Below are 26,998 nucleotides of genomic sequence, written 5' to 3'. Positions count from 1 at the left end.
TTTCGCGAATAGGAAACTTTTTCATCTGGTATGATGGTTCCACAGATAAAGTCATTGGAAAAAAATACCTGAATCGCAACGTGGGGGAGAGCAAATATGACCAAAGGCTTATTCAAATTAACGATCCGAAAAAAATTGTTGATTGTATGCTTCTTTCTGCTTATTGTGCCGATCTTCGTGCTCGGAGGGGTGACTTACAAGGTCGCATCCGACGAGACGGGCCAGTTGATCCAGAACGGCTTGAGAAACAACGTGAGAATGGCGAGCGAGATGCTCAATACGCTTGATCGGGCCGTCGAGCACGGCTCGTTGACACGAGAGGAAGCGGAAGAGGAATTACGCGTACTTCTCCTCGGGGAGAAGCAGGCCGACCAAACGAGGCCGATCAACAAAACGATAGATTTGGGAGAAAGCGGGTACTTCTACGTCATAGACGACAAGGGCACCCTGCTGGCCCATCCGAATATGGAAGGTCAGAATATCTGGGACAAGCAATCGTCGGACGGAGCGTATTATATACAGGAAGTCGTAAAGGCAGCGCTTGACGGTGGGGGCATTACCTATTACGATTGGCCGCTCCCCGATTCCTCAAGCACGGCACGCAAAGTTGTATATTCCGAGATGAATCCGAAGTGGGGCTGGATCATCGCGGCAGGCTCGTACATGCAGGACTACAACGGCGGACAACGCGATATTCTGAAAACGATGGCGATCACGCTCGGGGCATGTCTGTTCGTAGGGCTTATCGCCCTCGTTCTATTCGCGGAGCACGTATCTCGCCCGATCAGACGATTGACGCAACAAGCGGAGAAAATTGCGCAGGGAGATTTAACGGACGACGAACTGCGAGTGCGGAATAAGGACGAGATCGGGCAGTTGACCGGCTCGTTTAACCATTTGACCCATAACCTTAGGGAGCTGACAGGCAATCAACTGCTTAGCGCCAACGCTTTGGCCTCGTCCTCGAACCGCCTGGCGACCGTCATCGAAGAATCGGTTCGCGCGTCCCGTCAGACATCCGAATCCATTACGGAGCTCGCGTCAAGCAACGAGACGCAGGCGACGAGCATCGAAGAGACATCCAAAGCGATGGAAGAGATGACGGCGGGGATCGGAAGAATCGCCCATTCGGCGGCGACGACGTTCGAAGCCTCTTCGGCGACATTGGAGGAAGCGGAAGATGGAGAGCGCTTGATCCTTCGGTCATCCGAGCAGATGGGCGCGATCAGCGGCGCGGTAGAAGAATTGGGCGATGTCGTCGGCCGCTTGGAGGAACGTTCGCAGCAGATCGGCGAGATCTCGAATGCGATCCGAGAAATCGCGTCGCAGACGAATCTCCTTGCGTTGAACGCCTCGATCGAGGCGGCACGCGCTGGAGAACACGGCAAAGGCTTCGCTGTCGTCGCCGGAGAAATTCGCAAATTGGCGGAGCGCTCCGACGAATCGGCCGCGCAAGTCGCGGAGCTCATCGATGCCATCGTCGCCGACATCTCCACGGCGGGAGAATCCATGGAGAAGAGCGAGCGAGACGTGAGGGACGGCACGTCGGCTATTCAGCAGACGGGAGAAGCGTTTACGCGCATTCTGCAAGCGACGCGCAGCGTTGCCGAACAAGCCGAGGACGCATCGGCGGCAGCCGAGCAGATGTCCGCCAGCGCGCAGGAAATCGCGGCGTCGTTGCAGCAGATGGAGGGAATATCCGCAACGGCGGCCGACGCGGCCGGATCGATCTCGGCGGCTACGGAGGAACAACTCGCGTCCATGGAGGAAATCTCGACTTCCGCGGGGCAGTTAAACCGGATGTCGGACGAGATGTCGAAGCTGGCAAAACAATTCAAAGTCTAGACGCGAGAGCGACCCGCAGGTCCGGTAGGACTTGCGGGTCGCTCTTCGATTGTATACGGCAGGCGAAGGAGCGGAGTGACGAAACGGGGCTTTATCCTTGGTCGTATAACATGAGATAATAGAGAATAGTTTCGATAGGACATGTAATGGCGAAAGGAAGTTGGATGTGGATAAAAAGAAAAGCAGATCGGCGCTAGCAGGCATTGGCGTATTTCTGCTGGCGAAGTTCAAATGGGCGTTCGCCTTGCTGAAGTGGACGAAATTCGGCGGAACTTTTATTACCATGATGGTCAGCTTAGGGGCATATGCAGCTATATACGGCTGGAAATTCGGCGTAGCGATCGTTTATTTGCTGTTCGTGCATGAAATGGGACATCTGGTCGCAGCGAGGATCAAAGGAGTCAAGACGTCTCCCGCTATCTTTATCCCGTTCATGGGCGCGTTGATTTCGATGAAGGAACGGCCCCAGGATGCGGCTACGGAAGCATTCTTGGCCTATGGCGGACCGCTTGCGGGACTGATTTCGTTCTTGCCTGCCTATGCGCTCTACGAGCAGAACGGGGATCCGTTCTGGGCGTTTGTCGTTTTCCTCGGCGCCATGATCAATCTGTTCAACCTGATCCCTGTCTCGCCGCTTGACGGAGGGCGTATCGTCTCCGTGCTGTCGACGAAAATCTGGCTGGTCGGCTTGGTTTTGCTCGGCATCTATGCTTTTATGACGCATAGTCCCTTAATGGTGTTGATTCTGATCATCGGCGCAGTGAGCTGGTGGAACAGGGCCAGGGAAAATTACCGGGGATCGATTCTCGCATACGAGAAACAAAAGCTGATCGAATTCCGCCAGGAGATCGGACGCTGGCCAGGATTGTTTAGCACTTGGCAATTGAAAGAAACGCTGGCTATACAAGAGGAGACGGCTAAACGAACTGAGGAAGAGGGGAGCCGCCGCCGGCTGATTCCATTCCTGCAAGACGAGGAGAAGCTTGACCGGGAGCGGGCGAGAATGGATCGCGAGTTCGCCGAGAAGGCGAACGCTTTGCTTCGGACATGGGAAGACGAACCGGAACAGTACGAGGATGGAGACTCGGAACGGCCGGTTCCATCCTCCTTGCTCGCAGACGAGGAGCGGAAAGCCAGCGCGAGAATCGGCCAGATCGACGAGGAACTGCACCGTTATCGCACGTACTACACCGCTCCGGCATCCGTAAAGTGGAAGGTGTTGGCCGCCTATCTGATTCTGGCGGGCGTATTGTCTTTGTTCATGCTGTACGGGCACCGCATTATGGAGCTTTACAGGTAGCGCGCGATACGCCCGACTCGGCCTGAAGGAGACGCCAAGCCTGACCGATGTTACAATAGGATTAATCATAAGTCGTAGATAAGGCCAGATTAACAACTTCAGGGTGGGCGAAAAATGGAATTAATGAATTGCGGCAGGTGCGGAAAATTGCAAGTGCAAAAACCGGATACGTTGTGCAAGGACTGCCAGCAGATCTATATTTCCGAAGCCCTCGTCGTCAAGGAATATATCAAGAGCCATCCCGGAGCCACGATAATGGATCTGGTGCAACATACGGGTTACCCCTTGAAAAGGATCAAGGAAATTCTGAAGTAATGTGGCATGGCGCGGTGGGGCTCAAGCTGCATGTTGTGATTTTCACTGTGATAAAAGGTGCTGCAACAAAGTGGGGTGAAACTCCTTTGTTACAGCATCTTTTTTTGTCGATCGTTAATGCATTTTCAGGGAGGGCCAAAAAAGTGCCTTGGTTAGGCGGACCCCGGTACAGTGTGCGAACGAAGGCCAAAAAAGTGCCTTGGTGGGGCGAATCCCGGGACAGTGTGCGAACGAAGGTCAAAAAAGTGCCTTGGTTAGGCGGATCCCAGGACAGTGTGCGAACGAGGGCCAAAAAAGTGCCTTAGTTAGGCGATTTCCGGTACAGTGTGCGAACGAAGGTCAAAAAAGTGCCTTGGTTAGGCGGATCCCGGGACAGTGTGCGATCGAAGGCCAAAAAAGTGCCTTGGTGGGGCGAATCCCGGGACAGTGTGCGAACGAAGGTCAAAAAAGTGCCTTGGTTAGGCGGACCCCGGTACAGTGTGCGATCGAAGGCCAAAAAAGTACCTGGGTGGTGCAGATCCCGGTACAGTGTGCGATCGAAGGCCCAAAAAGTGCCCTGGTCAGGCGGATCCCGGGACAGTGTGCGAACGAGGGCCAAAAAAGTGCCTTAGTAAGGCGATTTCCGGTACAGTGTGCGAACGAAGGTCAAAAAAGTGCCTTGGTGGGGCCAAACACCACCCATCCCGGGCAGTGCGCTGGCATCTCGCCGAACAAAAGTGATACACTTTTCCTAAATATAGGGAGGGGTAACGAATGACGCGAGTATCCGATATTCAGACGTCGAGGGTGTCCAACTTTATCAAGTTCCAGCGGGACCCGCTCGGATTTCTTGTCGACGCGTTGCCGATGGGGGACGTCGTGTCGTTGCGGACGAGCTCCTTCCAACCGACATTTATCGTGAATTCCCCCGATTTCGTACAGGAGATACTGGTTCATCAAGAACGGCATTTCCGCAAAGGACGGAGCTCGGGCGTGCTGCGGCGCACCATAGGCGACGGTTTGCTGACATCAGAGAATGAGACGCACCGCGAACAGAAAAAGTATATGACGCCCGTTTTCTATAAAGAGCGGATTCAAGCATATGCCGAGATCGTGGTCCAGGAAACGGAACGGCTCGGGGCAAAGCTCAAGGAAGGGAGCGCGGTTCCGATTCACGAGGCGATGATGGAGCTGACACTCGGGATTATCGCGCGCAGCTTGTTCAAGAGGGAGCTTGAACAAGACAAGTCGGAGTTGGCCGCTGCCGTCGACGTCACGATCCGGCGTTCCGCGGGCACGATATTCTCGCCGATCATCCTGCCTTTCTCGTGGCCGACGCCCGGCAACGTCCAACATAAGCGGGCGATCCGCACGTTGGAGGAGATGATTTACGAAGCGATCGGCAAAGCGCGAAGAAATCCGAAGGCTTATGAGGATTGTATGCTAGGTCTTCTGCTCGACATGAGGAGCGAGGACGGAGCGGAGTTGCCCGAGCGGGAAATTCGCGACCAGATGATGACGATGCTGCTCGCCGGCCATGAGACGACGGCTAACGCTCTTGTATGGGCTTGGTATGCTTTGGAGCGTTCGCCGAACGTGCTGGCTAATCTTCGCGAGGAACTGGATCGTATTCGTTCCGAAGAGGCGAGTTCCGGTCGGCGCCTGACCGCTTACGAACGGTATCGGGAGATGCCTTACGCCAAGAAGATCATACAGGAAACGTTGCGTCTCTATCCGCCGGCATGGGCGATCCTCCGCGAATCCGAACAGGAAATAGAGCTGCTCGGCGACCGCTTTCCGAACAATAGCAGCTTTCTGATCAGCCCCTATGCCATCCACCGCAACGATGCCGTATTCGGAGACGCGCTCGCCTTTCGGCCGGAACGGTTCGACGACGGTCCTTCCCAATGGCCCAGATTCGCCTATTTTCCGTTCGGAGGAGGGACTCGCGGCTGCATCGGATCGCAATTCGCGATGCTGGAAGCGGTGTTGATCCTGGGGACGCTGGCAGCCGGATTCAGCTTCTCGTCCGTACCCGGGCAAGGCGACGCCGTTCCCGAGCCGCTCGTATCGCTCAGGATAAAGGGGGGCCGCCAAATGATTCCGGAACGCAGGGCATCAAAGCCATGAACGTCAGAACGATCAGGCTAGCACCCGTGCCGTGATCTGAGACCATGTCTCCAGCCTCGCGAAGATGTCTTCCTCAAGCAATTGGCTGATGGAAACCCATTCTCCCGCGAGTTGGTCATTTTCCCTGACTTCGACAGAAGCGCCAGGATCGATATCGAGGATGACGAGGATGCCGATATGGACCTTCCCGACTTCGTTCCCGTCATCGTTAATGAATCCGATCGTCGTCAGGCTGCGGTCTGTCGCATCGATCTTCAGTTCTTCCTCCAATTCGCGGTTCAGATTATCCCAGAGGAGCTCCTCGAACTTGCCGAACTTGGGATCGTCGTTCATATGTCCGCCTGCTCCAATCGAGAGTTTGTCGTGAAGTCTGGCTTCACCGCCACCCGCCAATCTTTTATATAAGAAGATTTTGTCTCCGCGTCTGATTACACAATACGGAATAGGCTGCTTGTATGCGGCGTTTTCTTCCGCATCGCCGCGCCTCATCGTCGTGTAATTCGCTTCAATGTTCGCGAGGATGGAAGCCGTCTTGGCCGGATCGCTCTCGACGCCTTGGAACGCTAACGTCTCGTCGGCAAATGCTTTGGCGCGCGGTACGACGATAATGATTTCATCCATTTTACCCATGTATTCTCTCCGCCTTTTTTTCTGATCTTCGCGGAAGCGAGGTAGCCACTTCCGGTATGTGCAACGCCTGCCGCTCGGAAGCGGCAGGCGTTATTGTTAACTTTTCGAAACGAACATCTCTTTGACCGACCGCCACTCCTCCAAGTGGTTTTCCAGATCGGCAACGAGCGTGTCCACGTCCTTGACGAACTGATCCCGTTCCACGCCGTCGAGCTCGGGGAGATCCCGGGCGGAGAAGCGGCTGGGCGGGGGCAGCGTCGCAAGCAACAGGTTTAGAATGCTCTCCATCACGTTCCCCGGCGACGGATCTTCGTCCTCGTCTTGCTCGAACAGGGTCATAAGACCGGAAGCCGGAGGCCGGGCCGCTTGACTTGGCGATTTTCTCGCCTGATGCGGCGGGTTTTCTTCGGTCTCGCCCGATGCTTGCGGATGAATCCCCTCGTCCCTAGGGCGTTCCGTCTCTGATTCGGCAACGGCGAATTTGGCCGCAGCCGCGGCTTCTTCCTCCGCTTTCGCGCTTTTCGCGCGTTCCTTCCGATTATGCTCGTAAGTCGACCACGTCTCGAGCAGCTGCGGTCCCGTCTTGAACAGCAGCTTGCCCTTCGTGCCCTCCGAAATCTCCTTATCCTTGAATAGGCGGGCGATCCGCTTCACGTCGGTCACCGGCATCTCGTCCGCGGCCATAATGAGCGCCAGAGAATCCCGGTACTCCATCGGCAAGTCTTTTAACGGGATTAACTGATCTTCCGTCAATTGGTCTTTGCGGATTTCCGTGCCGCCGACGATGAGTTTCCGGACCGCCGGGCTGAACTTCAACAAATCCAGCTTGTTTTTGATATAAGCTTCCGGCTTGCCCAGCTTACTAGACAAGTATTTAATAGAGCTGCTGAACTTCGGATCGGTCAACAGCTTGTTGAACGCTTCCGCCTCTTCGATCGGGGAGAAGCCTTGGCGCGTTAGATTCTCCGCGATTTGCTCCAGATAGATCTCCATTTCGTCCGTCGCCGTGGAGACGATGCAAGGGATCGTCGGCAGGTTCAGAGATGTGCAGGCTTTGTAGCGGCGGTTGCCATATATGATCTTGTATCTTCCGTCTCCGGTTGTTCTCACTTTGATCGGCGACAGCAGGCCGATCTCTTCGATGCTGCTAGCCAGCTCCCGAAGGGCTTCTTCGTCGAACTGGTACCGGGGTTGATCTTTGTCCTCATCGATGAGATGAGTCGGAATATGTACGATGTCCATGCTTGGTCTCCTATCGTTGAATTCGCTCAAGGACGAGCCATGGGAACATCTGTATTATATAACAGCCCGCGAATATTGGGAATAAAGGCAATTCATGAAGTCTTGATGCATGAAAACGATTCGTAATATGATAGGGGGATGTAAGGGAGAGAGGTGCGCGGTTTGAGTCGACTTCAGGAACAATTCGCGGTCGGTGCGAAAGAGGCCAGGAGAGCCAATGTAGCTTGGCTCGTCGTAGTATTAGGTTCGTTGTCGGCCTTCGGGCCGTTGTCGATTGATTTGTATTTGCCCGCTTTGCCTAAATTGGCGGAAAATATGAATACGAGTTCTTCGTATGCGCAGCTAAGCTTGACCGCTTGCATGATCGGCTTATCCGTCGGTCAATTGTTCGCTGGCGCTCTCAGCGATTTCCGCGGGCGCCGGGGTCCGCTGATAGTAGGGCTGTTCATCTACGCCATCGCTTCGATTCTGTGCGCGTTGAGCCCTTCGATCGGCGTGCTGGTCGCGCTTCGGTTCGTGCAAGGTTTGGCCGGGTCTGCGGGGATCGTCATCTCGCGGGCGATCGTCAGAGATATGTACTCGGGCCCAGAGTTGACGAAGTTTTTCGCGATGCTGATGCTTGTGAACGGGGCGGCTCCGATTCTATCTCCAGTAGTCGGCGGGCAATTGCTCAAGATCACTTCTTGGGAAGGACTTTTTGTCGTTCTGGCCGGATGGGGCGTACTGACGCTGCTGGCCGTGTTGTTCGGTCTGCCGGAGACGTTGCCCGTCGGCAAGCGTATGACCGGTGGCATTCGCGAAACCTTCTCGACGTTCCGGCGGCTTCTCCGGGATCGGTTGTTTATGGGATACGCGCTAGCGCAAGCTCTGGTTACGGCGGCCATGTTCGCTTACATCTCGGGCTCTCCGTTCGTGCTGCAGAACATTTATGGCGTGTCTCCGCAATTGTTCAGTTTATTTTTCGCGATTAACGGAATAGGCATTATTATCGCGGGACAGGTCACGGGCAGGCTGGCGGCGAAGGTCGGAGAGAGCAGACTGTTTCTGGTTGGGCTTGCCATAGCGGCGGTTAGCGGTATCGTGCTGCTGGCGACGATCGTCACGTCTGCCGGATTGGCGGCGATTCTCGTTCCGTTGTTTTTCGTCGTCGCTAGCGTCGGAATCGTAGGCGCGACGGGGTTTTCCTTGGCCATGCGCAACCACGGACATGCAGCGGGAAGCGCTTCGGCCTTGCTCGGCCTGCTGGCCTTCCTGTTGGGCGGGGCGTTGGCGCCGGTCGTCGGAATCGCCGGGAGCGCGAATGCGCTGCCGATGGGAATTATCATTGCGGCAGCCGATATTGGTGCAATCATCTGTTATTTTGCGATGATCCGGAAGAGAGAAAATGCTGGGAAAGTAAGTTAAACTATATTGGTGTAAGCTGCGAATGTACCGGATTGTCGAGGAGGAGCCATGGAACAGCAAGCTATAGTTGCATTAGCAGTCTTCCTGATTACATATGGGATGATAATCGCGGAGAAGGTGCATCGGACGATCGTCGCCATGCTGGGCGGCTTGATCGTCGTTCTGCTAGGCATCGTGGATGTTCATTCGGCGGTTGCACGGCATATCGATTTCAATACGCTCGGGCTGCTGATCGGGATGATGATTATCGTCAGTCTGACGGCCAAAACCGGCGTATTCAGCTATATCGCGGTCGTTGCGGCGAAGAAGGCGAAAGGCGAGCCCGTGAAAATCATGGTCGCTCTGGCCGTAATCACGGCGGTCGCTTCGGCTTTTCTGGATAATGTGACGACGGTTCTGCTGATCGTGCCCGTAACGTTCGGCATTACCCGCCAACTGCGGGTGCCGCCGTTTCCTTTTCTGTTCTCGCAGATTCTGGCCTCCAACATCGGCGGAACGGCGACTTTAATCGGCGATCCCCCGAACATCATGATCGGAAGCGCGGTTAAAGAATTGACCTTTTTAGCGTTCATCGAGAATCTGGCGCCCATCGTCATCGTGATCATGGCCGTGCAAATTCCTCTGTTCGTTTTGTTCTTCCGTAAGCAGCTTCGTACGTCCGAAGAATACAGGCGGGGCATTATGGAGATGAACGAACGGGAATTGATCACCGATAAGAGGATGCTGATCCGCTGCTTGACGGTCCTCGGGCTGACGATCGTCGGCTTTTTCCTACATCAGGTTTTGCAGGCGGAATCGTCCGTCGTAGCGTTGACGGGAGCATTCCTGCTCTTGCTGCTCTCCGGGGAGCACGCCCTGGAAGAAGCGTTCTCCCGAGTGGAGTGGACGACCATCTTTTTTTTCATTGGTTTGTTTACCCTGGTCGGAGGGCTGGTGGAAACGGGCATTATTAACGATCTTGCGGTAAAAGCGATGGACTTGACCGGCGGCGGGGAGACGGCGACGGCGATGCTGATTCTATGGATGAGCGCGATAGCGTCGGCTTTCATGGACAATATTCCGTTCGTGGCGACGATGATTCCGCTCATTCAGGATATGGGGAATATGGGAATCAGCAATCTGGAGCCGTTATGGTGGAGCCTCGCGCTCGGCGCTTGCCTGGGCGGCAACGGAACGCTGATCGGTGCAAGCGCCAACTTGATTACAGCCGGACTTGCGGCGAAAGAAGGTTATCCGATCACGTTCCTGAAGTTTCTGAAATACGGATTCCCGTTTATGCTGCTGTCCGTCGCGATTTCCTGCCTATATGTATATTTGCGATATTTGCTATAGGGGAACTGGCGGACAGAGCTGCTATTAAGGCACTGACCGCCCTTTTTAGTCACTTTATCCGCCTTGAGCGAATGGGATAAAAGAGGTAAGGTTAAGGATAGTTGTAGCGAACTCATACAACATGAGGAAAGCGAGGGATCGATTCATGACGATACAAAACCAATACGATATCGAGCAATTGTTGAAGATCGGCCGGATTGTCGCGCTGACGATCGAGGAGATGAAGAGAAACGCCAAGCCGGGCGTCACGACCAGGCAACTCGATTGGATCGGAAGAGACGTGCTGGCAAGCCACGGCGCGACTTCCGCCCCAATGAAGGATGCCGGCTTTCCAGCCTATACGTGCATCTGCGTGAACGAAGAGGTGGCGCACGGCATTCCGGGCGATCGTGTGCTGCAAGCGGGAGATCTGGTCAACATCGACGTCTCGGCGGAACTTAACGGCTATTATGCCGATGCAGGCCAATCTTTCCAAATCGCACCGGTCACGACCGAAGTCGACAAACTGTGCAAGCATACTTACGCGACGATGATGAAAGTCATTTCCGGTTTGAAGGCCGGAGTGAAGCTGAACCAGATCGGCAAGATGATGCAGGAGGAAGCAAGGAAAGGCGGCTTCCGCGTGATCGAGAATCTGTGCAGCCACGGAGTCGGCAAAGGATTGCACGAAGAGCCTATCGAGATTTTGCCTTATTACGAGCCAAGGGATCGCAGGGTGTTGAAGGTTGGCCAGGTCATCACGATCGAACCGTTCCTATCGACCGGGGCGACTTACGCCGTTGAGCAGGACGACGGTTGGACGCTGAAGGTTCTCGACGGGAGCCGCGTCGCGCAGCATGAGCATACGATCATCATCACGAACGACAAGCCGATCATTACGACCGCTTGCTAGAAGGCCCGTCCCGAATTCGGGCGAAAGCCGTACGCCAAGAAGCCTTATGCGGGCTTCCTGGCGTTTTTTCGCTTCGGGAGTGTCCTATTGGTGTATGTAAGGGACTGCGAGACCGTTAGAGAGTCGGCGGACGGGGTTTTGGTGTATGTAAGGGACTGCGAGACCGTTAGAGAGTCGGCGGACGGGGTTTTGGTGTATGTAAGGGACTGCGAGACCGTTAGAGAGTCGGCGGACGGGGTTTTGGTGTCTGTAAGGGACTGCGAGACCGTTAGAGAGTCGGCGGACGGGGTTTTGGTGTCTGTAAGGGTCTGCGAGATCGTTAGAGAGTTGGTGGACGGGGTTTTGGTGTCTGTAAGGGTCTGCGAGAACGTTGCATAGGAAAATCGGGCGACGGCGGCGAATATATCATTTGATAAAAATACAGACACGCATGATAATCTTCCGCAATCATGAAAGAGGGATCAGATAGATGGCCAAGCAAAAATATTATGTCGTATGGGTCGGCAGAACACCAGGCGTGTACTCCGACTGGGCGAAGTGCAAGGAGCAGATCGACAAATACGACGAAGCGAAGTACAAATCGTACGAGTCGAAGACCGCGGCGGATCAGGCGTACCGCGAGGGATGGAAGAAGCATTGGGGAAGCGGAAAAAAGGCCGCGTCCGCCAAAGCCGGCGTCGACACGATCTCAGCAGATGTCGACTACGACAGTATCTCCGTCGATGTGGGCACAAGAGGCAATCCGGGGCCGGTTGAATACAAAGGCGTGGACACGAAGACGGGGGAGGTTCTGTTTGCGGTCGGTCCGATCGCGAAAGGAACGAACAACCTCGGGGAGTTCCTTGCAATCGTGCATGCGCTGGCGTATTTGAAGAAGATCGGCAGCGGCAAAACGATCTACAGCGACTCCGTGAACGCGCTGAAGTGGGTCAAGCAGAAGGAAGTATCCACTACTCTCGCACGAGACGAATCGACGCTGGAGATCTGGGATCTGGTGGACCGCGCGGTTCGATGGCTGAAGACGAACAGTTATTCCAATAAAGTGCTCAAATGGCAGACAAAGCAGTGGGGCGAGATCAAGGCCGACTACGGGCGAAAATAATCCGCTGTTACGTCAGTTTGCGGCCTTTGCCATGGGGGATGCAAAGGGGCGTCCCGAATAGGGGATCCGCCGTCACCTGGCACTCCATATCGAATACGTCCCTGATCAGTCCTTCGTTGACGATCGTCTCGGGCGCTCCTTGCGCGTAAATGCGCCCATCCTTGACGGCTACGATATGATGCGCGTAGCGGCAAGCCAGATTGATGTCATGAAGCACCATGACGACGGTTCGGTTTTCTTGTTCGTTTAAGTCGAACAGAAGATCGAGAATCTCGATTTGATGCGTCATATCCAAATAAGTCGTTGGCTCGTCCAACAAGATCGTCGACGTGTTCTGCGCTAGCGTCATCGCGATCCACGCGCGTTGGCGTTGACCGCCAGAGAGCGAGTCGACGGAACGGTCGGCCAACTCTTCGATATGGGTCGCCTCCATCGCTTTCTTCACCATGCGCTCGTCTTCGAGCGACCATTGCTGAAGGAAGCTTTGATAAGGGTAACGCCCCTGCTTCACGAGCTGTTGAACGGTCAGGCCTTCCGGCGCGATCGGTCCTTGAGGCAGAATGGCCAGCCGACGCGCGACTTCCTTCGTCGACAGCTTGGCGATATCGGCTCCGTCTAACACGATTGAACCTTCCTGAGGCTTCAATAAACGGGCGAGAGAACGCAGCAGCGTCGATTTGCCGCAACCGTTGCTACCGATGAACACAGTAATTTGGCCTTCGGGAATCGTCATATCGAGATGGGAGAACACCGGTTTTTTCCCATAGGACAGCGTGAGATTGTTCGCTTGAATCGCAGACACGGGCATCGTTTCCTTTCGCGCTAAGATTTGCGGTGACGGTAGAGCAGATAGACGAAGAACGGCGCCCCGATCGCCGCAGTAAACACCCCCGCGGGAATATCGAGGGGGAGGAACGCGGTTCTCGCGACCAGGTCCGATAACAGTAAGACAAGCGAACCGATCAGCGCCGAGACTGGGATCACTCCTCCGTAGGCCGGACCGACGAGCTTGCGCGCGATATGCGGAGCCATCAGGCCGATAAAGTTAATCGCGCCGCCGATCGCGACCGCGGCTCCCGCAAGCGCAACGCTGACGAATAGCAGAATCGTGCGTTTGACATGCACGGTGCTTCCTACGCTCATCGCGACATCGTCGCCCAACTCCTGCACGTTCAGATGCCTGGCATATACAAAAGAAACGGGCAGCAGGACCGCAAGCCATGGGAGCAAAGTTAGAACGTCCCGTTCCCAGGAGACGCCGTAGATGCTTCCGGTCATAAAGGTAAACGCCTTAACCGCGACCGCGGTCGGCGTGAACGAAGCCGTCAGGATGAGCATATATGTGACCGCGGTGAGGGCGGTGGCCATGCCGATTCCGATCAACACGAGCCGCAGCGGGGTGATTCCTCCGCGATAGGCGAAGAAGTAGATTAATAACGCAGCTGCGAAAGCGCCCGCGATCGAGCTAATGGGCATATATCGAATGCTTAGATGCGAAAAGTACAAGATGAAAACAACCGTGCCCAACGACGCTCCGCCGGAAATCCCGATGATGTCGGGCGACGTAAGCGGATTGCGCACGATGCCTTGCAGAAGCGCTCCCGACACGGCGAGCGCCGCCCCGACCATGATCGCGACCAGCACGCGCGGCATTCTTAGCGAGAAGACGATCATCGAGTGAGAAGGATCTCCAGTTCCGAACAGTGCCCGTATCACGTTGATCGGGCTAATCGTCGTGCTGCCCATGCCGACGCAGACGATGATCGCCGCGACGTTCGCCGCCAGCAGCAGCAAGATGGCCGTTATCGTACGCCGGTGCAGTTGAAAAGAGTGAAATCGGCCGCGTAAAGTTAACCAATTGCCCATTTTATGAGACGCCCCCTCTTCTGGCGATATAGACGAAGAACGGAACGCCGATAATCGCCGTCATGACGCCGACCGGGACTTCCTTCGGAAACGAGATATAACGAGAGCCGATATCGGCGGCCAGCAGCAAGATGCCGCCAAGCAGAGCGCAGTAGGGGATAACCCAACGGTAATCGATTCCGACCAAATGCCTCGTCAGATGCGGGATAATGATGCCGACGAAAGCGATCGGACCGGCCACGGACACCGAACCGCCCGCGAGCAGGACGATAATAACCGCCGCAGCAAGCTTGATCGCGAACGTCTTCTGTCCGAGCCCCGTCGCGACGTCTTCTCCTAGCGTAAACAGATTCATATGCCTGGCAATAATGAAAGCCCCCGCAAGTGCAATCCCCATGTACGGCGCCGCAGTCGTGAAAATGCCCATGTCCCGTCCGGCCACCGAACCGACGAACCAGTACAGCACCTGGTCGAACGTCTGGCCTCCGGTAAGCAGAATGCCCAACGACAAAGAAGAGAAGAAAGCCGTCATGGCCGCGCCCGCAAGCGTGACCTTCAGCGGAGTCAGACCGTCGCTGCCGATCGAGCCTATTACGTATACGAGTAAAGAAGTGAAGGCCGCTCCGACGAACGCCAGCGTCGCGAACGTCGATAAACCGCTCGCTCCGAAGAACGCGCTCCCGGATACGATGAAGAACGCAGCTCCGGCATTAATGCCGAAAAGACTTGGAGAAGCTAGCGGGTTACGCGTAATCCCCTGCATGAGAGAACCCGCAACGGCCAGGCTCGCTCCGGCGATCGCCGCGATGAACGCGCGCGGAACCCTTGCCGTTTGAATAATCAAGTGCTCTTGCGAGCCATCGAAGGCGGTGATCGACTCCACGATCGTCCGCCAACCGATATTCGTTACTCCGAAGGCGATACTGCATATGATTCCGGCGATCAAGACGGCGGAACTCACCGCTAATCCGACGACTTTCTGCGCACGGGTTTTTAGTAACGTGTTCATGACTTCCTCTTTCCTAACTTCCCGAATGTTATCGATTCGAATTTGGTATGTATGATAAGAGAGACGGGTAGGCACTTTACTCATTCTAGGTGAAGGCTCTAAAGGTGTCAATGAAGATGAGAATCATTATCAAACAAACGTTGACTCAGGCGAATTGCCCTGCTATAGTACATAAAGAAATGCAATTGAGAATCATTCGCATCTATAAAGAGGATTGGAAAGGGAGTCAGGATTCATGTTACGGGTTTTTAAAAAGAAATGGGTTTGGTCGGCTTCGGCCTTATCTTTGGCGCTTACGGTCATCTTAACCGGTTGCGGCCAATCGAATACGGGAGGCGCTAAGAACGAGTCTTCTCCGTCGGCACCCGCCTCTGCCTCTACCGAAGTTCATACGGTGACCCACTCGATGGGAACGACCGATATCAAGGGAACGCCTACGCGCGTCGTCGTGCTGACGAACGAAGGAACGGAAGCGCTGCTCGCGCTCGGCGTGAAGCCGGTAGGGGCGGTAAAATCCTGGACGGGCGATCCTTGGTATAAACACATCGCGGCGGATATGGACGGCGTTACGGTCGTCGGCGAAGAAAGCCAGCCGAACCTCGAACTGATCGCCAGCCTGAAGCCCGATCTTATTATCGGCAACAAGCTCCGCCAAGAGAAAGTATACGATCAGTTAAAGGCTATCGCGCCGACCGTCTTCTCGGAGACGCTGCGGGGAGCATGGCAATCCAACTTCCTGCTCTACGCCGAAGCGCTGGGCAAAACCGAAGAAGGCCAGAAAATCATCGCCGACTACGACAGCCGCTCTGCGGATTTCAAGGCCAAGGCAGGAGATAAACTGAACGAGAAAGTATCCGTTGTCCGGTTCATGACCGGCAAAACCCGTATTTATTTAGAGGATACTTTCACGGGGATCGCATTTTCCAAGCTCGGCATTACCCGTCCGGATAATCAGAAGTACACGGATACGTTCGTGGAGGAAATTACGAAAGAACGTCTTCCGGAGGTGGACGCCGACCGGCTCTTCTACTTCACGTATGAGACGGGGGACGGCAAAGCGACCCAGATGGAAGAAGAAATGTTGAAGGATCCTCTTTGGCAAAGCCTTTCCGTCGTAAAGAACAATAAAGCGATCCGCGTCGACGACGCGATCTGGAATACAGCCGGCGGAGTGATCGCGGCCAATCTCATGCTCGACGAGCTGTACAAAATCTACGAGATTTAATCTATTAGCGGTACTAAAAAGGAAGAACAGTCACTTTATGTGAAGGTTCTTCTTTTTTTTGCGTTTTTACAAACGATAGGATTTCGGTTAATTTGACGGAAATAGACTGGTTTTATATTGATAGAGGGCCAAAAACAACAAGACTAAAGAGACACCCCACAAAATGCCACATAGGAGGAAAAGGGAATGTTGAGAAATGGACTAAGGAAAGAGCTTTCCGTAGGTATGGTCCTCGTACTGTTCGCTGTCCTGATCGCTGCATGTGGAGGTGCGAAAAACGACGGTAAAACGTCCGACGCTTCGCAGCTATCGCTCGCCGAGATCGAGGCGAAAGCTAAGGAAGAAGGGTCGGTCGTGAGCGTCGGCATGCCGGATTCGTGGGCGAACTGGAAGGATACTTGGGAAGATATGCAGACGAATTACGGGATTTCCCACTCGGATACGGATATGTCCAGCGCCGAGGAGATCGCCAAGTTCGAAGCGGAGAAAAATAAGCCGACCGCCGATATCGGAGACGTGGGCATCGCGTTCGGTCCGGTTGCTGTGGACAAAGGCGTAACGCAGCCGTATAAAACCTCCTATTGGGACGAGATTCCCGATTGGGCCAAAGATAAAGATGGGCACTGGCTGATCGGTTACCAAGGCACGATCGCGTTCTTGACGAATAAGAAGCTGGTAGCGAACCCGCCAAAAAGCTGGGAAGACCTGAAAAACGGCAATTATAAAATCGTAACGGGCGACGTCACGAAAGCGGCTCAAGCACAGATGGCCGTGCTTGCCGCAGCGATGGCGTTCGGCGGCGACGAGTCGAATATCGAGCCGGGGCTTGCTTACTTCGAGGATCTGGCGAAGAACGGTAAAATCGCCAACGTCGACGCCTCGCTGGCGAACATCGAGAAAGGCGAAGTCGAAGTAACGCTGCTGTGGGATTTTAACGCGCTTAACTACAGCGACCAGCTCGGAAAAGATCAATACGAAGTCACGATTCCGAAAGAAGGCAGCGTCGTGAGCGGTTACGCGACGATCATCAACAAATACGCTCCGCACCCGAATGCGGCCAAATTAGCGAGAGAGTACATTTTGAGCGACGCTGGACAGATCAATCTGGCGAAAGGTTACGCCCGTCCAATCCGTGACAGCGTTAAGCTCCCGGACGACGTGGCTGCTAAGCTCCTGCCGAAGGAAGAGTACGTGAACGCGAAACCGGTCGTAGATTACAAAGTATGGGAAGAGACGGCTAAGAGCATTCCTGAGCAATGGCAAGAACGCGTTCTCGTTCATATCAACTGAGCAGAGCGACACGATGACGGAGCGCCTTCGCCCGCTTGGCGGGGGCGCCCGTTTTATTCCCTCTAGGAGAGTGGAAGAATGAAGCATAACAAACGCTGGATGTTGCTCGGACTGGCTCCTTTCGTCTTCATGGTGCTGGCGTTCCAATTGACGCCGATCTTGACCATGCTGACAGGAAGCGTCAGCAAGTCGGGCGGGGGTTTTACCTTTGGTTATTACGATAAAATTTTTCATAGCGCCTTTTATTTGCAAGCCATAAAGAACAGCCTGCTGATCGCGGTTTATTCCAGTGCGATCGGCTTGATCGTCGGGCTCGTCTGCGCTTACTCGATCACCCGATTCGCGCCGCGGATCCGCGACAGACTGCTGATGTTGTCCAATATGACTTCGAATTTTGCCGGCGTGCCGCTCGCTTTCGCCTATATCATTTTGCTCGGTAATAACGGAGTGTTCACGCTTCTGTTCAAGCAATGGGGTTGGGACGTGTTCGCTGGTTTTAATCTATACAGTTGGAGCGGGCTTGTGCTCGTATACGTATATTTTCAAGTGCCGCTGGCTTTGCTGCTGCTCTACCCGTCGTTCTACGGCATTCGGGACCAGTGGAGGGAAGCGGCCGCGCTGCTCGGCGCAAGGCCATGGCAGTTCTGGAGAACCGTTGGTCTGCCAATGCTGACGCCCGCGATCTTCGGGACGCTCGGCATTCTGTTCGCCAATGCGATGGGAGCTTATGCGACGGCTTACGCTCTTGTCGGCGGCAATTACAATCTGCTGGCGATTCGCATCGGGTCGCTCGTGGCCGGAGACGTCGTGAACCAGCCGGAAATGGGCAGCGCGCTCGCGGTGCTGCTGGCGCTTTCCACGCTGCTCGCAGTTTATTTGAATCATAGAATGTCCAAGCGCTCGGAACGGTTTACAGCTTCGTACGTCTCGGGATCGTCCGAGAAGCGGGGCCGGGGTGGGCGGAAGCGGGCATGGCTCGCGGCGAAAGAGGAGGCGGGAGCATGATGAAGTCGAAAGCGGGATGGACGCACAGATCGCTAATGCTTCTGCTGATGATCTACCTGCTGATTCCGCTTATCGGAACGTTCATGTACGGCTTCGCTAAGCAGTGGCAGACGACGGTGCTTCCCGAGAGCTGGACGCTCGAATGGGTGCTGGAAATGTTCAAGGATCTGCGTTTTCTCGATGCGCTGTGGACCTCTTTCTATCTGTGCGCCGTCAGCGTGGCACTCAGCCTGGCAGTGATGCTGCCCGCCGTCTTCGTCATTACGGTGTATTTGCCGAAATGGGAGACGTTCATGAAAGGGGTCGTCGTATTGCCGTACGCCGTCCCCGGCGTCGTTGCTGCGGTCGGATTGATCAGGACGTATTCTTCCGGTCCGATCGATATTACCGGTACGGCTTACATTTTGGTCGGGGCGTATTTCGTCGTCATCCTACCGTATATGTATCAAGGCATCCGCAACAGCCTGCTTACGGTTTCCGCCCCGGAGCTGCTTAATTCCGCAGAGATGCTTGGGGCGTCCCGGATGAGGGCGTTCGCGACGGTGATCCTGCCCAACATCTGGCCCGGCGTCATGATCTCGACACTGCTCAGCTTCTCCGTGTTATTCGGCGAATTCGTGCTTACAAACATGCTGGTCGGCGGCCATATTCAAACGATACAAGTGTATTTATATCAAAGGGTCAACGAAAGCGGACATCTGGCCAGCGCGATCGCGGTCACTTATTTCTTGTTTATTCTAGTGTTGTCCACGGTGCTGATGAAGCTGGGCAAAAAATTTAACGGGGAGGCGGGCAGATGAACGCATCGTACTTGGAGCTTCAGGGGATCCGAAAAACGTTCGGGGGATCGATCGTACTGGACAACGTAGATCTCTCGATTCAAGAAGGGGAGCTCGTTACGTTGCTGGGGCCGTCGGGCTGTGGCAAAAGCACGCTGCTCCGCTGCATCGCAGGTCTGACCGAGCCGGACGGCGGACGCATTCTGCTTGGACGGAAAGACATCGCCAGCTTGCCTCCGCGCAACCGCGAGGTGGGCATGGTGTTCCAGTCGTATGCCCTGTTTCCGAATCTAACGGTATACGGCAATATTGAATACGGACTGAAAATGCGCGGAGTAGACAAGGCCGAAAGGCAAAGACGGTGCGAGGAGCTGCTTGCGCTCGTGGATTTGGAGGAGAAGCGGGGCGCTTATCCGCAGCAATTGTCCGGCGGTCAGCAGCAACGCGTCGCGCTCGCCAGATCGCTTGCGGTTCAGCCGAAGGTGCTGCTGCTCGACGAGCCGCTCAGCGCGCTCGATGCCAAAATCCGCAAAAACCTGCGATCGGAAATACGCGATATTCAGAAGAAGCTCAACATGACAACGATCTTCGTTACCCACGATCAGGAAGAAGCGCTCACGCTGTCCGATCGCATCTGCATCATGAACAACGGGCATATCGTACAGGACGGCACGCCCGAGACATTATACTCGCGGCCGCGCACCGAATTCGTGGCGCGATTCATGGGCAGCTACAACGTCTTGACCCACGCCGAAGCCGTCCGCCTGTTCGGCGACGACATCGGCCGGGCGGAAAGCTACGCGCTGCGGCCCGAGTCGGTGAGGCTGCTTGCGGGCTTCGGCGAGCATGGGTTCTCCGAGAGCGTCGGCGGTCGTATCGTGGAAGGTACGATCGATTCCGTCAGTGTACTTGGCAACGTCATTCGTTATTCAGTCATGGCGAACGGGGTGCGACTCACGATCGATATGCTGAACGACGGACGCACGTTCCGCACGGAAACAAGCGGCGCCGTCCGCCTGGCTCTCAATCCGTCCCAATTGCTGCAACTGGAGAAAGAAGGGGCTTGACGATGTCCGTATCGTCGGAACAACGCAAACGAATTATTCTCGAACTTCTGAAGTCGGAAGGGCAAGTCAAAGTCCCAGACATCTCGCGGCGCTGCGCCGTATCGGAAGAAACCGTCCGTCGCGATCTTCTTCTGCTGGAACGGGAGGGGCACGCGAAAAGAGTATACGGCGGGGCTGTATCGGCCAAACCGGCCAACTACGAGCCGCCGTATCTGCACCGTCAGCAGGTGAAAGCCGAGGAGAAGGCGCGGATCGGCCGGGAGGCCGCCGAGCTTATCTCCTCGGGGGACACCATCGTCATCGATGTCGGTACGACGGCTCTCGAACTGGCGAAGGCGATCTCCGGCAAGGAACGGATCACGTTGTTGACCAACTCGATCGCCGTCGCTTACCATCTCATGGAATCGTTGAACGAAGGGCGATTCTCGGGGCAAATTATCGTAATCGGAGGCCGGTTGAACCCGGAACAGCAATCGATGACCGGTGCTCCCGGGGAACGCGAGATGGCGCAATTTCGCGTCGACAAGGCGTTTATTTCCATCGGGGGAATATCGCTCAAGCGAGGCATAAGCGATTACGACCTCGACGAAACGATGCTTTCCCGGCGAATGATCGAGGCGGCCGGCCAGACGATCGTGCTCGCGGATGATTCGAAATTCGATAAGGAAGCCTTCGTTGAGATCGCGCCCCTCCGCAAGATCGACGCAATCGTCAGCAATGTCGCGCCGCCCAAAGAGTGGCTTCCGGCACTGAAACAACATCGGATTCAATGGTACGAAGCGAAAGGAGAGGCGTGATAGAATGGATCGTTTGCAGCAACCTTCTCGTTTAATCACGGTCGTATTGGATGGGCTTCGTTATGATGCCGCGCGCAGATGTCTCGGTTACATGGAACATCTCGTCGAGCGGGGCGAAGCGTTCTGTTATCAAGTGAAATCGGAGCTGCCCAGCCTTTCGAGGCCGCTCTATGAAGTTCTGTTAACGGGTACGGCGGCAAGCAAGAACGGCATTACGGCCAATCATATCGTCAGACTAAGCAAGGAACGCAGCGTGTTTCACTTGGCCCGGGAAGCCGGGTTAACGACGGCTGCCGCCGCTTACCACTGGGTCAGCGAACTTTATAACTCCGCGCCGTTTAATCCACTGATCGATCGGCATCAGCACGACGAAGGCAAGCCGATCCAGCACGGAGCTTTTTACTTCGAAGATCACTATCCCGACAGCCATCTGTTCGCGGATGCGGAATATATGCGCCGGTCGCACGATCCTCATTTTCTCTACATTCACTCCATGAATATCGATGACGCCGGGCACAAATTCGGAGGGGACAGCCAAGGCTACGACATGGCCGTTAGAACCGCGGACGGCATTCTCGCAACGCTCGTGCCGTTATGGCTGTCTGAAGGATATCGCATCGTTGTCACCTCGGATCACGGAATGAACGCGCGGGGACACCACGGGGGGACGGCGCCGGAAGAAAGGTTTGTGCCCTTGTATATTATTGGAGAACGGGTAATCGCGAGCGATGCAGAAGAGCCGTTATCGCAGTTGGGCATGGCGCCTCTCTTCTGCCGTTGCCTTGGGCTGAAACCGTCGGCCGAGATGCATCCGGACTGCCTGCCGCTATGATTATATAAGAGGGAGATGAAGCAGATGAAGGTAGATATGCATTTTCACTTGGAAGAAGGCCCTTATTCATTGCGCTGGCTCTCTCGCACATTGCAGGCGCTGGCCGCGACCGGTTCCGCCTTGGATCAGACAATCGGCCATTCCCGCGCCTGGGCGGAAGGCTTGTCGGAGCAGTTGGAAAGCCGGATGTGGAACGGATGCTTCAGCGAGGAATGGCTAGATCGTTACTTGCATACGGGAAGAGCGCGAGGCATCGGCTTGTTCGGAGTCGTCGACCACCTGTACCGCTTTCGGGAATGTCGACCTTACTACGAGAAACATATGCTGCTGGACGACAGCCCGATCGGCCGCCTGCAGGAGGAGTGGCTGAACCAGGTCTGCGTCGCGTCGTTGGATGAGTTCGTGACGTTCGTAACGGAGGCGAAGCAGTCCCGTCCGGACTTGTTGTTGGGAGTGGAAGCGGATTTCTTCGAAGGGGGAGAAGCCGAGCTCGGGCAGATATTGGCGGGTTACGATTGGGATTACGTGATCGGATCGGTTCATTTTATGGACGGCTGGGGTTTCGACAATCCCGACACGCGGTCGAAGTTCGAGCAGATGGACCCGATGCAGGCGTATGGGCGCTATTACGATCTCCTCGGCCAAGCATGCCGGTCGGGACTGTTCGATCTGATCGCCCACCCCGACAACCTGAAAGTATTCGGCTTCCGTCCCGCGGACGAGAAGGAGCTGTTGCCCCTTTATCGCCAAGCGGCGGAAGAGATGGTTTTGGCCGGCGTAGCCACGGAGATCAATACCGGTCTTGCATATCGCTATCCGGTCGCCGAGCATTGCCCGAGCCCGCTGTTCTTGTCCGTGCTTGCGGAGCATCGCGTTCCAATCTCGTTGTCATCGGATTCCCATTTTCCCGACGATATCGGCAATTTATTGGATGAGGCGAGCGCGGCGGCGCTCAAGGTCGGTTATACGGAATGGACCGTGTTCGGCGGGCGCAAAGCGCGCACAGTTCCGATCGCGGAGTAAATCTATTTCAGCTCGGGCTATTTTTCCGGCGAAGGAATTATTATACAATTGTAATGGTTTATACAATTAATAATTCACTTCCGGAGGTACAGTCTTGAGGGCATCGAGAAAAACATTCACTTGTGCGATTTGGTTATTGTCGTTGATCGTCGCATTCGGAGGCGTCGGCGAACCTGCGAAAGCAGCGTCTCCTTCATGGCAATGGAAACAGCAAAGCGGGAAAGAAAGCTCCGATCTTAGGGACATCGTCGTTCTCGATAACGGGACTCGGATCGCGCTCGGCGTTGATACGACGGTGCTCAGAAGCGCGAACGGCGGGAACTGGAATCCGACGGCTTTCCCCGTCAAAGGGAACCTGACCGCGGCGGCGACGGACGGCAAGACGGCAATCGTGGTCGGCGACGGGGGTGTCGTCGCGCTGTCCTCGGACGGTGCCAAATGGACGAAATCCACCGTCAAGAGTACGATTCGGCTGGACCAGTTCAACTCCTATTACAAAAATAAACCGGAAGGCAAGCTGGAGCTTAAGCCGGACGGAATTCGTTGGATGGACGCCATTTGGGACGGCAAGCAATATGTGGCCGTGGCCGAAGGGAGAATTTCAAGCGGAGGTTCCAACTATTCCAATCCCTTGATCGGCGTATCCGCGAACGGGTCGGAGTGGACGCTGACTCCGCTCGTTTCGACCGAGCGCGTGGATCTTTACAATAAGTCGCTCCAACTCGTCAAGTTCAAGAGCAACTGGATTGCCATCGCTAGCGAAGGCGTGTTCTATTCGCGCGACTTGAAGACGTGGAGCTTCAAGAAAGCCGATATCGGAGCGACGATTCATGCGGCAGCGTCGAACGGCGATGTTCTCGTAGCCGTAGGATGGGACGGACGCGCGAGCACGGGCAGAGCTTTGGGCGGCGCCGTATTCACTTCGGAGGACGGCTTGATTTACAAGCGACAGCCGGCTAGCGATTTCTATAACATCTCGCTGAACGCGGTCATCTGGACGGACGGCAAGTTCGTGGCGGCCGGTCATTACGGGACGTTGTTCGAGTCCGCGGACGGCAAGAAGTGGAAAGATAAAACGCAAGAGCACGGAGATCTGATGCATGCGCTCTATTATATGAAGTACGGTGGATTAAAAGGCAATATTTACGGAATTGCGAAAACGTCGGACGGATTCTCTGCCGTCGGAGCGAAAGGGGCGATCCGTTCCGCGAAAGGTCTCGACGAAGAATGGATGCTGGAGGCGTCGGGCGAGAACGGCGATCTCCACGGCATCGTTTATTCCGGAGGTCGCTACGCGATAGCCGGTGGAGGAACGTTCAAGATTTCCGGCGACGGCAGCCGGTGGGAGGACGCGGATCCCGAACGGGTTAACGATATGACGATGCTCTACAACCTTTACGGAACTCAAAGCTCGTTCATGGCTACCGGTTTCCAATTTACGACAAAGTTGAGCGAAGCAAATCTTCTCTATTCCGGCGGAACCGTGACAGACATTAGCTCCGCCTTAGCCGAACCGATCGACGACGTGTCGGCGGCCGGGGGCGAGTTGCGGGTGTTTGGCGGGAAGCTGTCCGCTTCCAGCAAAGACGGAAAGACTTGGACGCCGCTCAAGGGCGTTCAGGCGATTCCGATGGCGACGAACGGGAAGCTGTGGCTAGGGTATCGCGACAGCGACCTCTACCAATCCAAAGACGGGAAGACATGGACCAAACTCAAAGCGACGGTGGACGGTTACGAGATTTATTTCAAGATCAAGCAGACGGTGTGGACGGGAACGAAATTCGTGGCGATCGGCGATGCAGGCCTGATCGAATCGACGGACGGCAAGACGTGGAAGAAGGCACTGTCCATTCGTTCCGAAAACTTCAACGGGCTTGCGGCCAGCAGTTCCGGCGCGGTCGCCGCCGTTGGGGACCGCGGCATGATCTATATGTCCGACGGCAAAACTTGGACCAAGATCGCCTCTCCGACGCTCAAGAAATTGCGCAGCGTCGTCTGGGACGGCAAACGGTTTATCGCTGTCGGCGACGGCGGCGTGATCGTCGTAGGCGAGCGTAAATAGCGGAACGCCAATCATAGAGTCGAAAAAACAAATCCCCCTCGAGAATCACCGCGGCATAGCCGACGGTTCTCTCAAGGGGGATTTGTTAATAAGTTAATAGCAATAGAATTCATCGTTATTGTTCGAAATCGTTACCCAAGCGCAGTCAATAGCGATGCAAAACAACGTAATAAGCGACACAATCGCGGTCGATTAAGAAGTTGTCGACCAACAACGATATCAAACATCGCTATTGCGAAACAAAACCGGGCAGCTAGCGAGATTAGAGATGTTAATCATCGCTATTCGCCAGCCAACCTGCAGCAGCTTACTTCCAAGCAAAATAAACGAGGCAGTAGATCGCCAATGCGGCCATGCAAGCGATGCCGAGGAACGATAGAAACCTGAAAAAGGCCCCATACCGCGCGCTGTGATCCGTCGCATGGTCGGGCGGCATAACGTCTCCGGAATCTTGCCTGAGCTGCAAGTGTTCGCGATTTGTCAATCCGAGCTACTCCTTTCTATGAGATTATTTATCGGGGTCTATTTTGTAGACGACCAGTATCGCGCTTCTTTGTTCGCTTATGTTGTTGAGGTTAGTCTTGCTAATGGAGCTATAACAAATATTGACGACTTGATCGTCTCGGAGCCCGGCGAGAAATTCATTCACCCTTTTCTCTGCCAAAGAACTGTCGGTGTCCAAAAATTCCTTGACACGGATCATGGATAACCTCCCTTTGCGCGGTTGCCGAATATAGAGATAAGCACCCCGCATGTTCCCGCGGAATGCCTATATTGCTCCAACCATACCATTGAAGATATCGGGTGTCAATTCAAATCGATCGCCAATAATAAACGGGTTTGCGTCCCTTACGGACGGCGAACCCGTTTCATGTGTTGATAAGTGTTCCGCTCCCAGAAAACGCCCTCCGAATAGCCTTGAATCGAGGCGTCGCTGTCCGCGAGATGAAGTCGTTTCTCGGTGAGGCAGCAGTAAGTTTCGTCGAGCTCGATGCCGGCGAACCGCCTGTTGAGCTTCTTCGCCACGACGGATGTCGTCCCCGCCCCGCAGAACGGATCGAACACGACGTCATTCTCGTCGGAGCTGGCCAGAATGATCTTGGCGAGCAGCTTCTCCGGCTTCTGCGTCGGGTGATCTGTATTCTCGGGCATCGACCAGAACGGCACCGTCAGATCGGTCCACAGGTTGGAAGGATACGTGAGACGGAATTTGCCGTCGGAGGCGTCGTCCCAATCCTTGGGCGACCCTTCTTTCGTCCGATAGGGGGCGATGACTTTCCGCTTCATCTTCACGCGATCGACGTAAAATTTGTAGTCGCCGGATTTCGTGCAGTGCCAAATATCTTCAGAGGCGTTCTTCCAATTGGATAGGGCGCCGCGTCCTTTTTCCCGCTCCCACGTAATTCGGTTGATGATGTTCAAATACTTGGAGGCTACCTCGAAGATCGAATGGCTTGAGCGCCAATCGCCGCATATATAGACCGTCGCGTCGGGCTTGAGGATGCGGACGATTCTGGAAAACCAGGCGTCGAGCCACTCCGTATACCGCCCGTTGTTCATTTGGTTAAAAGTGTTGCCGTTAAAAGTTTTCGTGAGGTTATAGGGAGGATCGACGAACATCAGGTCGACGAAAGCATCCGGCAAATAATCGATCGCTTCGAACAAGTCCTGGCGAATCGTGCGCCCCAGAATCTCCTCCGCCCGAACGGGGGCCGTCAGCGTCAACAGCCGCGATCCGTATAGGTTTCTCTCGGAATCGTTCAGCGTGATCGTTCTGTTTCTCCCGGATCTGTTGCTCGGGTTGTCTGACAATTGATTTCCACCCACCTAATCGTTTTGCTGCCGTATATTGTTCCTCCATCATATAAAAGG

The 26,998-nt window shown here is 55.0% G+C and carries 26 protein-coding genes; 18 read left to right on the top strand and 8 right to left on the bottom strand.

The features are described from left to right. Positions 1 to 96: 96 nt before the first annotated feature. From FPZ45_RS09780 to FPZ45_RS09765, 4 genes are all read left to right on the top strand, one after another. Positions 97 to 1,845, top strand: a complete 1,749-nt coding sequence (locus tag FPZ45_RS09780) for a methyl-accepting chemotaxis protein (RefSeq protein ID WP_144700715.1) — start codon at positions 97 to 99, stop codon at positions 1,843 to 1,845. Between the two features lie 166 nt (positions 1,846 to 2,011). Beyond that, complete coding sequence (locus FPZ45_RS09775) at positions 2,012 to 3,145, top strand: site-2 protease family protein (protein WP_144700713.1); 1,134 nt, start codon at positions 2,012 to 2,014, stop codon at positions 3,143 to 3,145. 114 nt (positions 3,146 to 3,259) lie between these two features. After that, positions 3,260 to 3,460 carry a hypothetical protein gene (locus FPZ45_RS09770; protein ID WP_144700711.1) on the top strand — a complete coding sequence of 67 codons (201 nt, stop codon included), beginning with the start codon at positions 3,260 to 3,262 and terminating at the stop codon, positions 3,458 to 3,460. Positions 3,461 to 4,213: 753 nt separating this feature from the next. Next, positions 4,214 to 5,569: a cytochrome P450 gene (locus tag FPZ45_RS09765; protein ID WP_144700709.1), complete on the top strand. Its 1,356-nt coding sequence runs from the start codon at positions 4,214 to 4,216 to the stop codon at positions 5,567 to 5,569. Between the two features lie 12 nt (positions 5,570 to 5,581). Here the strand turns inward: FPZ45_RS09765 and FPZ45_RS09760 are convergent, their stop codons facing one another. Together FPZ45_RS09760 and FPZ45_RS09755 are read right to left on the bottom strand one after the other, a co-directional pair. Then, the gene (locus FPZ45_RS09760) at positions 5,582 to 6,199 is read right to left on the bottom strand and encodes a hypothetical protein (protein ID WP_144700707.1); all 618 of its coding nucleotides are present in this window, start codon (positions 6,197 to 6,199) and stop codon (positions 5,582 to 5,584) included. A 96-nt stretch (positions 6,200 to 6,295) separates the two neighbouring features. Then, positions 6,296 to 7,441 (bottom strand): ParB/RepB/Spo0J family partition protein, encoded by a 1,146-nt coding sequence (locus tag FPZ45_RS09755; RefSeq protein ID WP_144700705.1) that lies wholly within the window; start codon positions 7,439 to 7,441, stop codon positions 6,296 to 6,298. A 162-nt stretch (positions 7,442 to 7,603) separates the two neighbouring features. Between FPZ45_RS09755 and FPZ45_RS09750 the strand changes: the two genes are divergently transcribed. The 5 genes from FPZ45_RS09750 (at position 7,604) to rnhA (ending at position 12,171) form a co-directional block, all read left to right on the top strand. Then, positions 7,604 to 8,845: a multidrug effflux MFS transporter gene (locus tag FPZ45_RS09750; protein ID WP_144700703.1), complete on the top strand. Its 1,242-nt coding sequence runs from the start codon at positions 7,604 to 7,606 to the stop codon at positions 8,843 to 8,845. Between the two features lie 48 nt (positions 8,846 to 8,893). Continuing rightward, the gene (locus tag FPZ45_RS09745) at positions 8,894 to 10,177 is read left to right on the top strand and encodes an ArsB/NhaD family transporter (RefSeq protein WP_144700701.1); all 1,284 of its coding nucleotides are present in this window, start codon (positions 8,894 to 8,896) and stop codon (positions 10,175 to 10,177) included. A gap of 145 nt (positions 10,178 to 10,322) precedes the next feature. Continuing rightward, a complete protein-coding gene (map, locus tag FPZ45_RS09740) occupies positions 10,323 to 11,069 on the top strand; it encodes a type I methionyl aminopeptidase (protein WP_144700699.1) in 747 nt (248 codons plus the stop codon). Positions 11,070 to 11,156: 87 nt separating this feature from the next. Continuing rightward, complete coding sequence (locus tag FPZ45_RS09735) at positions 11,157 to 11,447, top strand: histidine phosphatase family protein (RefSeq protein ID WP_144700697.1); 291 nt, start codon at positions 11,157 to 11,159, stop codon at positions 11,445 to 11,447. Between the two features lie 91 nt (positions 11,448 to 11,538). Then, the gene (gene rnhA, locus FPZ45_RS09730; protein WP_144700695.1) at positions 11,539 to 12,171 is read left to right on the top strand and encodes a ribonuclease H; all 633 of its coding nucleotides are present in this window, start codon (positions 11,539 to 11,541) and stop codon (positions 12,169 to 12,171) included. A gap of 7 nt (positions 12,172 to 12,178) precedes the next feature. Here the strand turns inward: rnhA and FPZ45_RS09725 are convergent, their stop codons facing one another. From FPZ45_RS09725 to FPZ45_RS09715, 3 genes are read right to left on the bottom strand one after another with little or no spacing between them, the layout of a single operon-like run. Further along, positions 12,179 to 12,973, bottom strand: a complete 795-nt coding sequence (locus FPZ45_RS09725) for an ABC transporter ATP-binding protein (RefSeq protein ID WP_144700693.1) — start codon at positions 12,971 to 12,973, stop codon at positions 12,179 to 12,181. 20 nt (positions 12,974 to 12,993) lie between these two features. Continuing rightward, positions 12,994 to 14,037 carry a FecCD family ABC transporter permease gene (locus tag FPZ45_RS09720; protein ID WP_144700691.1) on the bottom strand — a complete coding sequence of 348 codons (1,044 nt, stop codon included), beginning with the start codon at positions 14,035 to 14,037 and terminating at the stop codon, positions 12,994 to 12,996. A gap of 1 nt (position 14,038) precedes the next feature. Next, positions 14,039 to 15,046: a FecCD family ABC transporter permease gene (locus FPZ45_RS09715; RefSeq protein WP_144700689.1), complete on the bottom strand. Its 1,008-nt coding sequence runs from the start codon at positions 15,044 to 15,046 to the stop codon at positions 14,039 to 14,041. Positions 15,047 to 15,281: 235 nt separating this feature from the next. On the opposite strand from FPZ45_RS09715, the gene FPZ45_RS09710 reads away from it, so the two are divergent. The 9 genes from FPZ45_RS09710 (at position 15,282) to FPZ45_RS09670 (ending at position 25,126) form a co-directional block, all read left to right on the top strand. Continuing rightward, on the top strand, positions 15,282 to 16,271 hold the full coding sequence (locus tag FPZ45_RS09710) for an ABC transporter substrate-binding protein (RefSeq protein WP_144700687.1): 990 nt from the start codon (positions 15,282 to 15,284) through the stop codon (positions 16,269 to 16,271). A 186-nt stretch (positions 16,272 to 16,457) separates the two neighbouring features. Beyond that, positions 16,458 to 17,561 carry an ABC transporter substrate-binding protein gene (locus FPZ45_RS09705; RefSeq protein WP_144700685.1) on the top strand — a complete coding sequence of 368 codons (1,104 nt, stop codon included), beginning with the start codon at positions 16,458 to 16,460 and terminating at the stop codon, positions 17,559 to 17,561. A 78-nt stretch (positions 17,562 to 17,639) separates the two neighbouring features. Beyond that, positions 17,640 to 18,566 carry an ABC transporter permease gene (locus FPZ45_RS09700; protein ID WP_144700683.1) on the top strand — a complete coding sequence of 309 codons (927 nt, stop codon included), beginning with the start codon at positions 17,640 to 17,642 and terminating at the stop codon, positions 18,564 to 18,566. Further along, positions 18,563 to 19,366, top strand: a complete 804-nt coding sequence (locus FPZ45_RS09695) for an ABC transporter permease (protein WP_186438325.1) — start codon at positions 18,563 to 18,565, stop codon at positions 19,364 to 19,366. Before FPZ45_RS09700 ends, FPZ45_RS09695 begins: the two co-directional genes overlap by 4 nt. Beyond that, positions 19,363 to 20,412 (top strand): ABC transporter ATP-binding protein, encoded by a 1,050-nt coding sequence (locus FPZ45_RS09690; RefSeq protein WP_144700681.1) that lies wholly within the window; start codon positions 19,363 to 19,365, stop codon positions 20,410 to 20,412. Before FPZ45_RS09695 ends, FPZ45_RS09690 begins: the two co-directional genes overlap by 4 nt. Before the next feature lie 2 nt (positions 20,413 to 20,414). Beyond that, positions 20,415 to 21,209, top strand: a complete 795-nt coding sequence (locus tag FPZ45_RS09685) for a DeoR/GlpR family DNA-binding transcription regulator (protein ID WP_144700679.1) — start codon at positions 20,415 to 20,417, stop codon at positions 21,207 to 21,209. 4 nt (positions 21,210 to 21,213) lie between these two features. Continuing rightward, positions 21,214 to 22,041: an alkaline phosphatase family protein gene (locus tag FPZ45_RS09680; protein ID WP_144700677.1), complete on the top strand. Its 828-nt coding sequence runs from the start codon at positions 21,214 to 21,216 to the stop codon at positions 22,039 to 22,041. 24 nt (positions 22,042 to 22,065) lie between these two features. After that, a complete protein-coding gene (locus FPZ45_RS09675; protein WP_144700675.1) occupies positions 22,066 to 23,064 on the top strand; it encodes a PHP domain-containing protein in 999 nt (332 codons plus the stop codon). Positions 23,065 to 23,158: 94 nt separating this feature from the next. Next, entirely contained in the window at positions 23,159 to 25,126 is a 1,968-nt protein-coding gene (locus FPZ45_RS09670) for a beta propeller repeat protein (protein ID WP_144700673.1), read from the top strand. 307 nt (positions 25,127 to 25,433) lie between these two features. Here FPZ45_RS09670 and FPZ45_RS25295 read toward each other — a convergent pair whose 3' ends face one another. The 3 genes from FPZ45_RS25295 to FPZ45_RS09660 all read right to left on the bottom strand — a co-directional run bounded on the left by FPZ45_RS25295 (position 25,434) and on the right by FPZ45_RS09660 (position 26,938). Beyond that, the gene (locus FPZ45_RS25295) at positions 25,434 to 25,610 is read right to left on the bottom strand and encodes a hypothetical protein (RefSeq protein WP_186438324.1); all 177 of its coding nucleotides are present in this window, start codon (positions 25,608 to 25,610) and stop codon (positions 25,434 to 25,436) included. Positions 25,611 to 25,634: 24 nt separating this feature from the next. Further along, positions 25,635 to 25,829: a sporulation protein Cse60 gene (locus FPZ45_RS09665; RefSeq protein WP_144700671.1), complete on the bottom strand. Its 195-nt coding sequence runs from the start codon at positions 25,827 to 25,829 to the stop codon at positions 25,635 to 25,637. Positions 25,830 to 25,975: 146 nt separating this feature from the next. Next, positions 25,976 to 26,938, bottom strand: a complete 963-nt coding sequence (locus tag FPZ45_RS09660) for a DNA-methyltransferase (protein WP_144700669.1) — start codon at positions 26,936 to 26,938, stop codon at positions 25,976 to 25,978. Positions 26,939 to 26,998: the final 60 nt, after the last annotated feature.

This window comes from Cohnella terricola (assembly GCF_007786475.1).
Taxonomy (GTDB): domain Bacteria; phylum Bacillota; class Bacilli; order Paenibacillales; family Paenibacillaceae; genus Cohnella; species Cohnella terricola.
This window is presented reverse-complemented; position numbering and strand designations above follow the sequence as displayed.

Excerpts from the sequence above, each read along its gene's own strand:
- FPZ45_RS09705 (WP_144700685.1), top strand. The coding sequence starts at position 16,458 with ATGTTGAGAAATGGACTAAGGAAAGAGCTTTCCGTAGGTATGGTCCTC.
- FPZ45_RS09715 (WP_144700689.1), bottom strand. The coding sequence starts at position 15,046 with ATGAACACGTTACTAAAAACCCGTGCGCAGAAAGTCGTCGGATTAGCG.
- FPZ45_RS09710 (WP_144700687.1), top strand. The coding sequence starts at position 15,282 with ATGTTACGGGTTTTTAAAAAGAAATGGGTTTGGTCGGCTTCGGCCTTA.
- FPZ45_RS09755 (WP_144700705.1), bottom strand. The coding sequence starts at position 7,441 with ATGGACATCGTACATATTCCGACTCATCTCATCGATGAGGACAAAGAT.
- FPZ45_RS09695 (WP_186438325.1), top strand. The coding sequence starts at position 18,563 with ATGATGAAGTCGAAAGCGGGATGGACGCACAGATCGCTAATGCTTCTG.
- FPZ45_RS09780 (WP_144700715.1), top strand. The coding sequence starts at position 97 with ATGACCAAAGGCTTATTCAAATTAACGATCCGAAAAAAATTGTTGATT.
- FPZ45_RS09770 (WP_144700711.1), top strand. The coding sequence starts at position 3,260 with ATGGAATTAATGAATTGCGGCAGGTGCGGAAAATTGCAAGTGCAAAAA.
- FPZ45_RS09690 (WP_144700681.1), top strand. The coding sequence starts at position 19,363 with ATGAACGCATCGTACTTGGAGCTTCAGGGGATCCGAAAAACGTTCGGG.
- rnhA (WP_144700695.1), top strand. The coding sequence starts at position 11,539 with ATGGCCAAGCAAAAATATTATGTCGTATGGGTCGGCAGAACACCAGGC.
- FPZ45_RS09685 (WP_144700679.1), top strand. The coding sequence starts at position 20,415 with ATGTCCGTATCGTCGGAACAACGCAAACGAATTATTCTCGAACTTCTG.
- FPZ45_RS09665 (WP_144700671.1), bottom strand. The coding sequence starts at position 25,829 with ATGATCCGTGTCAAGGAATTTTTGGACACCGACAGTTCTTTGGCAGAG.
- FPZ45_RS09720 (WP_144700691.1), bottom strand. The coding sequence starts at position 14,037 with ATGGGCAATTGGTTAACTTTACGCGGCCGATTTCACTCTTTTCAACTG.
- FPZ45_RS09760 (WP_144700707.1), bottom strand. The coding sequence starts at position 6,199 with ATGGGTAAAATGGATGAAATCATTATCGTCGTACCGCGCGCCAAAGCA.
- FPZ45_RS09765 (WP_144700709.1), top strand. The coding sequence starts at position 4,214 with ATGACGCGAGTATCCGATATTCAGACGTCGAGGGTGTCCAACTTTATC.
- FPZ45_RS09675 (WP_144700675.1), top strand. The coding sequence starts at position 22,066 with ATGAAGGTAGATATGCATTTTCACTTGGAAGAAGGCCCTTATTCATTG.
- FPZ45_RS09680 (WP_144700677.1), top strand. The coding sequence starts at position 21,214 with ATGGATCGTTTGCAGCAACCTTCTCGTTTAATCACGGTCGTATTGGAT.
- map (WP_144700699.1), top strand. The coding sequence starts at position 10,323 with ATGACGATACAAAACCAATACGATATCGAGCAATTGTTGAAGATCGGC.
- FPZ45_RS09745 (WP_144700701.1), top strand. The coding sequence starts at position 8,894 with ATGGAACAGCAAGCTATAGTTGCATTAGCAGTCTTCCTGATTACATAT.
- FPZ45_RS09700 (WP_144700683.1), top strand. The coding sequence starts at position 17,640 with ATGAAGCATAACAAACGCTGGATGTTGCTCGGACTGGCTCCTTTCGTC.